At 52.3% G+C, this 9501-nt stretch carries 9 protein-coding genes, 1 tRNA gene and 1 rRNA gene; 9 read left to right on the top strand and 2 right to left on the bottom strand.

The genetic code is table 11. The features are described from left to right. Nucleotides 1–124: 124 nt before the first annotated feature. The 9 genes from VH86_RS17670 to VH86_RS17630 all read left to right on the top strand — a co-directional run bounded on the left by VH86_RS17670 (nucleotide 125) and on the right by VH86_RS17630 (nucleotide 9075). On the top strand, nucleotides 125–367 hold the full coding sequence (locus tag VH86_RS17670; protein WP_045816979.1) for a YhdT family protein: 243 nt from the start codon (nucleotides 125–127) through the stop codon (nucleotides 365–367). Further along, nucleotides 357–1802 carry a sodium/pantothenate symporter gene (gene panF, locus VH86_RS17665; RefSeq protein WP_045833670.1) on the top strand — a complete coding sequence of 482 codons (1446 nt, stop codon included), beginning with the start codon at nucleotides 357–359 and terminating at the stop codon, nucleotides 1800–1802. The genes VH86_RS17670 and panF overlap by 11 nt, the downstream gene beginning before the upstream one ends. Before the next feature lie 11 nt (nucleotides 1803–1813). Next, on the top strand, nucleotides 1814–2695 hold the full coding sequence (gene prmA, locus VH86_RS17660; protein WP_045833669.1) for a 50S ribosomal protein L11 methyltransferase: 882 nt from the start codon (nucleotides 1814–1816) through the stop codon (nucleotides 2693–2695). Between the two features lie 395 nt (nucleotides 2696–3090). Beyond that, the gene (gene dusB, locus VH86_RS17655) at nucleotides 3091–4056 is read left to right on the top strand and encodes a tRNA dihydrouridine synthase DusB (protein WP_038644355.1); all 966 of its coding nucleotides are present in this window, start codon (nucleotides 3091–3093) and stop codon (nucleotides 4054–4056) included. 24 nt (nucleotides 4057–4080) lie between these two features. After that, nucleotides 4081–4377 (top strand): DNA-binding transcriptional regulator Fis, encoded by a 297-nt coding sequence (gene fis / locus VH86_RS17650; RefSeq protein WP_003855228.1) that lies wholly within the window; start codon nucleotides 4081–4083, stop codon nucleotides 4375–4377. A gap of 541 nt (nucleotides 4378–4918) precedes the next feature. Further along, nucleotides 4919–5944: an amino acid ABC transporter substrate-binding protein gene (locus VH86_RS17645; protein WP_034830184.1), complete on the top strand. Its 1026-nt coding sequence runs from the start codon at nucleotides 4919–4921 to the stop codon at nucleotides 5942–5944. A 66-nt stretch (nucleotides 5945–6010) separates the two neighbouring features. Beyond that, nucleotides 6011–7189 (top strand): amino acid ABC transporter permease, encoded by a 1179-nt coding sequence (locus tag VH86_RS17640; RefSeq protein ID WP_034830186.1) that lies wholly within the window; start codon nucleotides 6011–6013, stop codon nucleotides 7187–7189. A gap of 15 nt (nucleotides 7190–7204) precedes the next feature. Beyond that, nucleotides 7205–8305 (top strand): amino acid ABC transporter permease, encoded by a 1101-nt coding sequence (locus VH86_RS17635; protein ID WP_045833668.1) that lies wholly within the window; start codon nucleotides 7205–7207, stop codon nucleotides 8303–8305. 8 nt (nucleotides 8306–8313) lie between these two features. Next, the gene (locus tag VH86_RS17630) at nucleotides 8314–9075 is read left to right on the top strand and encodes an amino acid ABC transporter ATP-binding protein (protein ID WP_034830190.1); all 762 of its coding nucleotides are present in this window, start codon (nucleotides 8314–8316) and stop codon (nucleotides 9073–9075) included. Between the two features lie 170 nt (nucleotides 9076–9245). Here the strand turns inward: VH86_RS17630 and rrf are convergent. Further along, nucleotides 9246–9361, bottom strand: a 5S ribosomal RNA gene (rrf, locus tag VH86_RS17625). Nucleotides 9362–9397: 36 nt separating this feature from the next. After that, nucleotides 9398–9473, bottom strand: a tRNA-Thr gene (locus VH86_RS17620). Nucleotides 9474–9501 lie beyond the last annotated feature (28 nt).

Genomic DNA, 9501 nt, shown 5'->3' with positions numbered 1-9501 from the left:
GGTGGCACCAACATCCACTATCTGGAGAAAAAACTCGGCCTGCACGAGAAGTAATCGCAGCGCAGAGCAAACAAAGGCCGGTTAATCCGGCCTTTTTCATTTTTGTTACCTTTGAGGTTGCATAATGGATTGGCGTTTTTTACAAGCGAACAAAGAGGCGCGCTGGGCATTTTATCTGACGCTGGCGTATCTCGCCGTCTGGGGCCTCAGCGCCTGGCTGGGCGGCAATGAGAGCGGAATCACCGGATTACCGCACTGGTTTGAGCTCTCCTGCATTTTCGCCCCGCTGCTGTTTATTTTCCTTTGCTGGTTGATGGTTCGCCTGTTGTATCGCGATATGTCGCTGGAGGATCAAGATGGACAGTGAAATCATTCTGCCTTTGTTAGCCTATCTGGTACTGATCGCCGGATTGTCGGTGTTTGCGATGCGCAAACAGCGTCAGGGCAATTTCCTCACCGAATACTTCCTCGGCAGCCGTTCAATGGGTGGCTTTGTGCTGGCCATGACTATCACCACCACCTACATCAGTGCCAGTTCGTTTATTGGCGGGCCGGGTGCTGCCTATAAATATGGTCTTGGCTGGGTATTGCTGGCGATGATTCAGGTGCCGGCGGTGTGGCTCTCGCTCGGTGTACTAGGGAAAAAATTTGCCATTCTGGCGCGGCGCTACAATGCGGTGACATTGAATGACATGCTGTATGGCCGTTATGGCAGCACACTGCTGATTTGGCTCTCCAGTATTAGCTTGTTGGTGGCCTTTGTTGGCGCGATGACCGTGCAGTTCATTGGTGGCGCGCGTCTGCTGGAAACGGCAGCAGGTATTCCCTACGACACCGGCCTGCTGATTTTCGGCGGCACTATTGCGTTGTATACCGCGTTTGGCGGCTTCCGTGCCAGCGTACTCAACGATGCGATGCAAGGTCTGGTGATGCTGATCGGCACCTTCCTGCTGCTTTTCGCGGTGATCCATCAGGCAGGCGGACTGGAAACGGCCGTGACCAAGCTGCGCACTATTGATCCACAGCTGGTCTCCCCGGAAGGCGTAGGCAATGTCATCAACTCGACTTTTCTCAGCTCCTTTGCCGTATTGGTGTGCTTTGGCGTGATTGGCTTACCGCACACGGCAGTGCGTTGTATTTCGTATAAAGACAGCAAAGCCATGCATCGCGGCATCATTCTGGGCACCATTGTCGTGGTGATTCTGATGCTCGGCATGCATCTGGCGGGGGCGTTAGGTCGTGCCATTCTGCCGGATCTCACTATTCCGGATCGCGTGATCCCGACACTGATGATCACCGTGTTGCCGCCAATGGCCGCCGGCGTGTTTCTCGCTGCACCGATGGCAGCTATCATGTCGACGATTAACGCGCAGCTGCTGCAATCCTCCGCTACGCTGATCAAAGATCTCTATTTGCGTATTGCGCCACAGCACAGCGAGAATGAATCGCGCCTGCGGATGCTATCCGGCACCATCACTTTCGTGCTGGGCATATTGCTGTTACTGGCGGCGTGGAATCCACCGGATATGATTATCTGGCTCAATTTGCTGGCCTTTGGCGGACTGGAAGCCGTGTTCCTCTGGCCGCTGGTATTAGGACTGTATTGGGAGCGCGCTAATTCGACAGGTGCTATCAGCGGCATGGTGGTCGGCGCGGCTTGCTATACCTTACTCGCCAGCCTGAACATTGAATTATGGGGCTTCCACCCTATCGTTCCCTCATTGACCTTAAGCCTGCTGGCCTTCGTGGTGGGTAATTTGTTTGGCAGCACGCCTGAAGCGCGTCACGCTGCAGTGAAATAAAGAGAAACGCTATGCCTTGGATTCAAATCAAAATTAACAGTACCGGCGAAAATGCCGAGCCGCTCAGCGATGCGCTGATGGACGTGGGCGCCGTCTCGGTGACGTTCCAGGATACCCATGACAACCCGGTTTACGAACCGCTGCCGGGTGAAACACGCTTATGGGGCGATACGGATGTGATTGGTCTGTTCGACGCCGAAACCGAGATGGACGATGTGGTGGCAGAGCTGAGTCAACATCCGTTGCTGGGATCGCATTTCCATCACAAGATCGAGCAGATCGAGGATAAAGACTGGGAACGTGAATGGATGGATAACTTCCACCCGATGCGTTTCGGTGAACGTTTGTGGATCTGCCCGAGCTGGCGGGACGTGCCGGATCCGAATGCCGTCAACGTGATGCTGGATCCGGGCCTGGCGTTTGGTACCGGCACCCACCCGACCACTTCGCTCTGCCTCACCTGGCTCGATGGGCTCGATCTTCAAGGCAAAACCGTGATCGATTTTGGCTGTGGATCCGGCATTCTCGCTATAGCCGCCCTCAAACTGGGCGCGTCGCAGGCTATCGGGATTGATATTGATCCACAGGCTATTCAGGCCAGCCGTGACAATGCGGAGCGCAATGGCGTTTCTGATCGTCTGTCGCTCTATCTGCCGCATCAACAACCTGAAAACCTGCAAGCTGATGTCGTTGTCGCCAATATCCTTGCAGGCCCGCTACGTGAACTGGCGCCGCTGATTAGCGTATTGCCAAAAGCGGGCGGACATCTGGGATTGTCGGGCGTACTAGCCAGCCAGGCTGAAGGAGTGTGCGAAGCCTATGTTGAGCGCTTCGAACTTGATCCGGCGGCGGAAAAAGAGGAGTGGTGCCGTATTACTGGCGTGCGTCGCTAAGCTTGATCACCGGCTGGCTTCGCTGGCCGGTTTGCTGTCTGGCCACCCTAACGGTGAAAGGGATTCACTCTCTGCAGAAAAGCCGCAAATCTGCTACCTAAAAGCAACTAAATTAGTACATTTAATAATCACATCGCCGTCATTTCTCTGGCTAATTACCGAATGTGGCGGTTTTTATGTTGTGTTTTTGGGCGTGATTTAAGAAAAACTTTTGCTCACAATTTCATCATAAATTTTTAATATACTGAATTATATAGATTATTAGTTGTATCATTGCTGTTAAGGTCGATTCCCTTGCCGATTGACGGCGAATTGTTCAAAGTTTGGCCTTTCATCTTCGTTAAAAAATGCGTAATATACGCCGCCTTGCGAACAGTTAGGGTCACTTCTTTTTCATGCGCATTGGACACCATCAGCTACGTAATCGACTCATCGCTGCACCTATGGCTGGCGTTACCGATAAGCCATTTCGCACCTTGTGTTACGAGAACGGCGCGGGTATGACTGTCTCCGAGATGCTGTCATCAAACCCAGAAGTTTGGGCCAGTGATAAATCCCGTTTGCGTATGGTGCATAGTGACGAGCCTGGAATCCGTGCCGTGCAAATTGCCGGTTGCGATCCTGATGAGATGGCTGCTGCCGCGCGCATAAATGTGGCGTCTGGCGCGCAGGTTATTGATATCAACATGGGCTGCCCGGCTAAGAAAGTGAATCGTAAGATGGCTGGCTCAGCACTGCTGCAGCATCCGTCACTGGTGGAGTCCATCCTCCGTGCGGTAGTGAATGCGGTTGATGTACCGGTTACGCTGAAGATTCGTACCGGCTGGGACAAAGAAAATCGTAATTGTGTAGAGATTGCCCAATTGGCTGAACGCTGTGGCATTCAGGCTCTCACCATTCATGGCCGCACGCGCGCCTGTTTGTTTGAGGGGCACGCTGAATACGACAGCATTCGGACAGTTAAGCAGAGCGTTTCCATTCCGATTATCGCGAATGGTGACATTACTGACCCGCATAAAGCCAGAGCGGTGCTCGACTATACCGGAGCCGATGCTCTGATGGTTGGTCGCGCTGCTCAGGGAAGACCGTGGATCTTCCGGGAAATCCAGCATTATCTGGACACAGGGGAGCTGCTGGCACCGAAGCCGCTGGCTGAAGTGAAGCAAATGCTGATTGGACATATACGGGAACTGCACGACTTTTATGGTCAGCGCAAGGGATACCGTATTGCTCGTAAACACGTTTCCTGGTATTTGCAGGAAAGTGCTCCTGATGACCAGTTTCGGCGCACATTCAACGCCATAGAGGATGCCAGCGAACAGCTGGAGGCGTTGGAGGCATACTTCGAAAATCTTGCGTAAACGAAATAAAGAGCTGAAAGAACTATGTTCGAACAACGCGTAAATTCTGATGTACTGACCGTTTCTACCGTTAACTCACAGGATCAGGTGACGCAAAAGCCACTTCGTGATTCGGTAAAACAGGCACTGAAGAACTATTTTGCTCAACTGAATGGTCAGGATGTAAGTGATCTGTATGAGCTGGTATTGGCTGAAGTTGAGCAGCCTCTGTTGGACATGGTGATGCAGTACACCCGTGGCAACCAGACCCGTGCAGCTCTAATGATGGGTATCAACCGTGGTACCCTGCGTAAGAAGCTGAAAAAATACGGCATGAACTAATTGTTCTTTGCTGCGCTAACGCCAACCCTCGGGTTGGCGTTTTTGTTTGTGCCTCACCAATAGTTTCACTACGTTAGCAACGGATGAAACAATTGTCGCGGATATGGTAACGATAGTTGCAATTGCATCCGTGATATTTTGTCTCTCTTACCGCACGTCTTTTGCCCCTTTTTAGCGCCAGCTTTGTGCGTCATAACGCCCGCCATGCCGCTTTCCCAGTGATCCTGCACTGTTTCTACCGTAACCCTGCAAACGCATACATTTTATCCTGAGTGATGGCTCACACTGCTTCCATATAGTGAAACTATTTGCACTATTTGTGATCGCGTCGTCTCGTCATGCAGCCTTTTGGTGCGCGATAGTAGCCAAAATTTCTGGATGCGTCCTTTTATTAAAAGATCTTTCCAGTGAATTCAGGATTCTGCAAACCTGGCATTACCTTTGCAGAGTCGTGGATGGCTAACCGCCTCAGACAGAAAAAAGCGCACATTAAAGTGCGCGCAAACATAACAACACACGATCTCGCCACACAGGATGCTTTATGAAAAAGATGATGCTTTCCACCCTGGTCGCTGCAGCCTCGCTGTTCGCCGTTACTCAACAAGCGCACGCAGGCACCACGCTGGATGCCATTAAAAAGAAAGGTTTCGTACAGTGCGGTATCAGCGATGGCCTGCCAGGCTTCTCCTACGCTGATGCCAGCGGCAAATTTACCGGAATCGACGTGGATGTTTGCCGCGCTGCTGCGGCTGCGGTATTTGGTGATGCCAGCAAGGTGAAATACACCCCGCTGACGGCTAAAGAGCGTTTCACTGCGCTCCAGTCTGGTGAAGTGGACATCCTGTCTCGTAATACCACCTGGACCTCTTCACGTGATGGTGGCATGGGCTTCTTGTTCGCTGGTGTGAACTACTATGACGGCATCGGCTTCCTGACCCATAAGAAAGCGGGCCTGAAAAGCGCCAAAGAGCTGGATGGTGCCACCGTCTGTATTCAGGCCGGTACCGATACCGAGCTGAACGTGGCTGACTACTTCAAAGCCAACAAAATGCAGTACACGCCAGTGACCTTCGACCGCTCTGATGAGTCAGCGAAAGCGCTCGACAGTGGCCGCTGCGATACCCTCTCTTCTGACCAGTCTCAGCTGTATGCACTGCGTGTGAAACTCGGCAAGCCAGACGATTTCATCGTGCTGCCAGAAGTGATCTCTAAAGAGCCGCTGGGTCCAGTGGTACGTCGTGGTGACGACGACTGGTTCACCATCGTTAAATGGTCTCTTTACGCCATGCTGAACGCAGAAGAAATGGGCGTGAGCTCTAAGAATGTTGATCAGATGGCGGCCAAGCCAACTACTCCGGATATGGCTCACCTGTTGGGTGCAGAAGGTGACTTCGGTAAAGACCTGAAACTTGATAATAAATGGGCTTACAACATCATCAAACAGGTCGGTAACTATCAGGAAGTGTTCGATCGCAACGTGGGTAAAGACAGCGCACTGAAAATCGCGCGTGGCCAGAATGCACTCTGGAACCAGGGCGGCATCCAGTACGCTCCACCAGTGCGCTAAGTCTGTTCTACCAGTCGGGCACCGCACCCTGCGGTGCCCAAGCGTTTTCTTCACTGAGGTTTCAACATGTCACAACGCCCAACCGTAAAGAGGGATTTTTCGTTTGGTAATCCTACGGTTCGCGCCTGGCTTTACCAGATCATCGCGATTGTGGCCGTGCTTGCTGTAGTGGGATATCTGGTCCACAACACAGTAATCAACCTGGCCAACCGCGGCATCACGTCCGGTTTCGGATTTCTTGAGCGCAATGCCGGTTTCGGCATCGTCCAACACCTGATCGATTACACCGAAGGCGATACTTACGCGCGCGTGTTTATGGTGGGGTTGACCAACACCCTGCTGGTTTCCGCACTCTGCATTGTATTTGCCTCCATCCTGGGCTTCGCCGTGGGGCTCGCACGCCTGTCTGAAAACTGGCTGCTGCGTAAACTCTCGACCATCTACATCGAGACGTTTCGTAATATCCCACCGCTGCTACAGATCTTTTTCTGGTACTTTGCGGTATTGCGTAACCTGCCAGGGCCACGTCAGGCACTCAATGCGTTTGATCTGGCGTTTGTCAGTAACCGCGGTTTGTATATTCCGTGGCCCGAGTATGCGCCGGGCACCTGGCCATTCCTGATTGCACTGGCGCTGGCCATTCTCGGCAGTGTTGCGCTTTTCCGCTTTAACCGTAAGCATCAATTAAAGACCGGCCAGTTACGCCGCACGTGGCCCGCCGCTGCAGGTTTGATTGTGCTGTTACCACTGATTGCACACACATTGTTTGGTGCCGCAACGCATTGGGATGTGCCAGAACTGCGCGGATTCAACTTCCGCGGCGGCTTTGTGATGATCCCCGAGCTGGCGGCCTTAACGGTGGCGCTGTCTGTGTATACCTCATCGTTCATTGCGGAAGTGATTCGCTCCGGGATTCAGTCCGTGCCGCACGGTCAGAATGAAGCAGCTCGCTCACTGGGTCTGCCAAATCCTGTCACGATGCGCCAGGTCATCATTCCGCAGGCAATGCGCGTGATCATCCCACCGTTAACCAGCCAGTATCTCAATATCGTTAAGAACTCATCATTGGCGGCGGCCATTGGCTATCCCGATATGGTGTCGTTGTTTGCCGGTACCGTGCTGAACCAAACTGGCCAGGCGATTGAAACTATCGCGATCACCATGGCGGTCTATCTGATCATCAGCCTGCTCATTTCACTGCTGATGAACCTCTACAACCGCAAAATTGCGCTAGTTGAGCGATAAGAGAACGGGATCATTATGTCTGTTACCACACACGATACATCGCCTGCACCCAGCAATCCCTTAGGGAAAGCCTGGCTGTGGGCGCGCAAAAATTTGTTCTCCAGCTGGCTGAATACCCTGCTCACGTTGTTCAGCTTCTGGATTATCTGGAGTGTGATTCCACCGGCGCTGGATTGGCTGATTTTCCAGGCCAACTGGATTGGCGAAACACGTGCAGACTGCACCAAAGCAGGCGCATGCTGGGTATTCATCCACGCACGTTTTGGCCAGTTTATGTATGGACTTTATCCGCACGAACTGCGCTGGCGCATTAATCTGGCGTTAGTGGTTGGCTTAGTGTCGATTATTCCCATGTTCATTAAGTCAATGCCACGCCGTGGTCGCTATATTGCCTGCTGGGCGGTGATCTACCCGATCGTTGTCTGGCTGCTGATGTATGGCGGCTATCTGGGGCTGGATCGCGTGGAAACCCGCCAGTGGGGCGGCCTGACGCTAACGCTGATTATTGCCTCAATTGGCATCGCCGGCGCACTGCCGTTGGGGATTCTGCTGGCGCTGGCTCGTCGTTCAAAAATGCCTGTGGTTCGCACCCTGTCAGTCATTTTCATCGAGTTCTGGCGCGGTGTACCCTTGATTACCGTGCTGTTTATGTCATCGGTGATGCTGCCGCTGTTTATGGCTGAGGGCACAACCATTGACAAGCTGGTACGTGCGCTGGTTGGGGTAATTCTCTTCCAGTCCGCTTATGTTGCAGAAGTGGTGCGTGGCGGCCTGCAAGCGCTGCCAAAAGGGCAGACTGAAGCAGCAGAATCACTGGCACTCGGCTACTGGAAAACGCAGATGCTGGTTATTCTGCCGCAGGCACTCAAGCTGACCATCCCCGGATTAGTGAATACCATCATCGCACTGTTTAAAGATACCAGCCTGGTGATCATCATCGGCCTCTTCGATCTCTTCAGTAGCGTGCAGCAAGCCACCGTTGACCCCACCTGGTTGGGTATGTCGACCGAAGGCTATGTGTTTGCTGCCATGGTTTACTGGATTTTCTGTTTTAGCATGTCGCGCTATAGCCAGCATCTGGAGAAGCGCTTCCACACCGGGCGTAAATCGCACTGAGGTTTTACATGACACAAATTATGACTAATGCGGCTGACGCCATGATGATTACGCTCGAAAACGTGAATAAATGGTACGGTCAGTTCCATGTTCTTAAAGATATTAACTTACTGGTGAAACCCCGCGAACGCATTGTGCTTTGCGGGCCTTCGGGGTCCGGGAAATCGACGACTATTCGTTGCATCAATCATTTAGAAGAGCATCAACAAGGCCGCATCGTAGTAGATGGCATCCATCTTAACGATGATGTGCGCAATATTGAGCGTGTACGCACCGAAGTCGGCATGGTATTCCAGCATTTCAATCTGTTCCCGCATCTTACTGTGTTGCAAAACTGCACGTTGGCACCGATTTGGGTGCGTAAGATGCCGAAGAAAGAAGCGGAAGAGTTAGCGATGCATTATCTGCAACGCGTGCGTATCGCGGAACATGCCCATAAGTTTCCAGGACAGTTGTCAGGAGGGCAGCAACAACGTGTGGCGATCGCGCGTTCGCTGTGTATGAAACCGAAAATCATGCTGTTCGATGAACCAACCTCAGCACTCGATCCAGAAATGGTGAAAGAGGTTCTCGATACCATGATTGGTCTGGCAGAAGATGGTATGACGATGTTATGCGTGACGCACGAGATGGGCTTTGCGCGTACTGTGGCGGACCGGGTGATCTTTATGGATCGCGGAGAGATCGTTGAAGAAGCGCCGCCGCAGGAGTTCTTCGCGAATCCTAAATCAGAACGTACACGCGCCTTCCTTTCTCAAGTTATCCATTGATATTCAATGAGCTACTTAAGCCTCTGCACAATCTGGCAGAGGCTTTTTTATGCCTGTAATATTATTTCGCATTAACTCATTTCGACGTTTTTGGCGAATCTTGAGCCTGGTTGCGAGTTTTAAACATACAAAAAAGCCCTGAACTTTCGTTCAGGGCTTCTGTGTTTGATGCCTGGCAGTTCCCTACTCTCGCATGGGGAGACCCCACACTACCATCGGCGCTACGGCGTTTCACTTCTGAGTTCGGCATGGGGTCAGGTGGGACCACCGCGCTAAAGCCGCCAGGCAAATTCTGTCATTTACCGAACTCACGCTTTAAAACTGGTGCTGATACCCAGAGTCGAACTGGGGACCTCACCCTTACCAAGGGTGCGCTCTACCAACTGAGCCATATCAGCACACTTTAATTTGATGCCTGGCAGTTCC

This window comes from Pantoea sp. BL1 (assembly GCF_000963985.1).
Classification (GTDB): domain Bacteria; phylum Pseudomonadota; class Gammaproteobacteria; order Enterobacterales; family Enterobacteriaceae; genus Pantoea; species Pantoea rwandensis_B.
The sequence above is the reverse complement of the archived record's forward strand: the minus strand, read 5'-3'. Positions and strand labels throughout refer to the sequence as shown.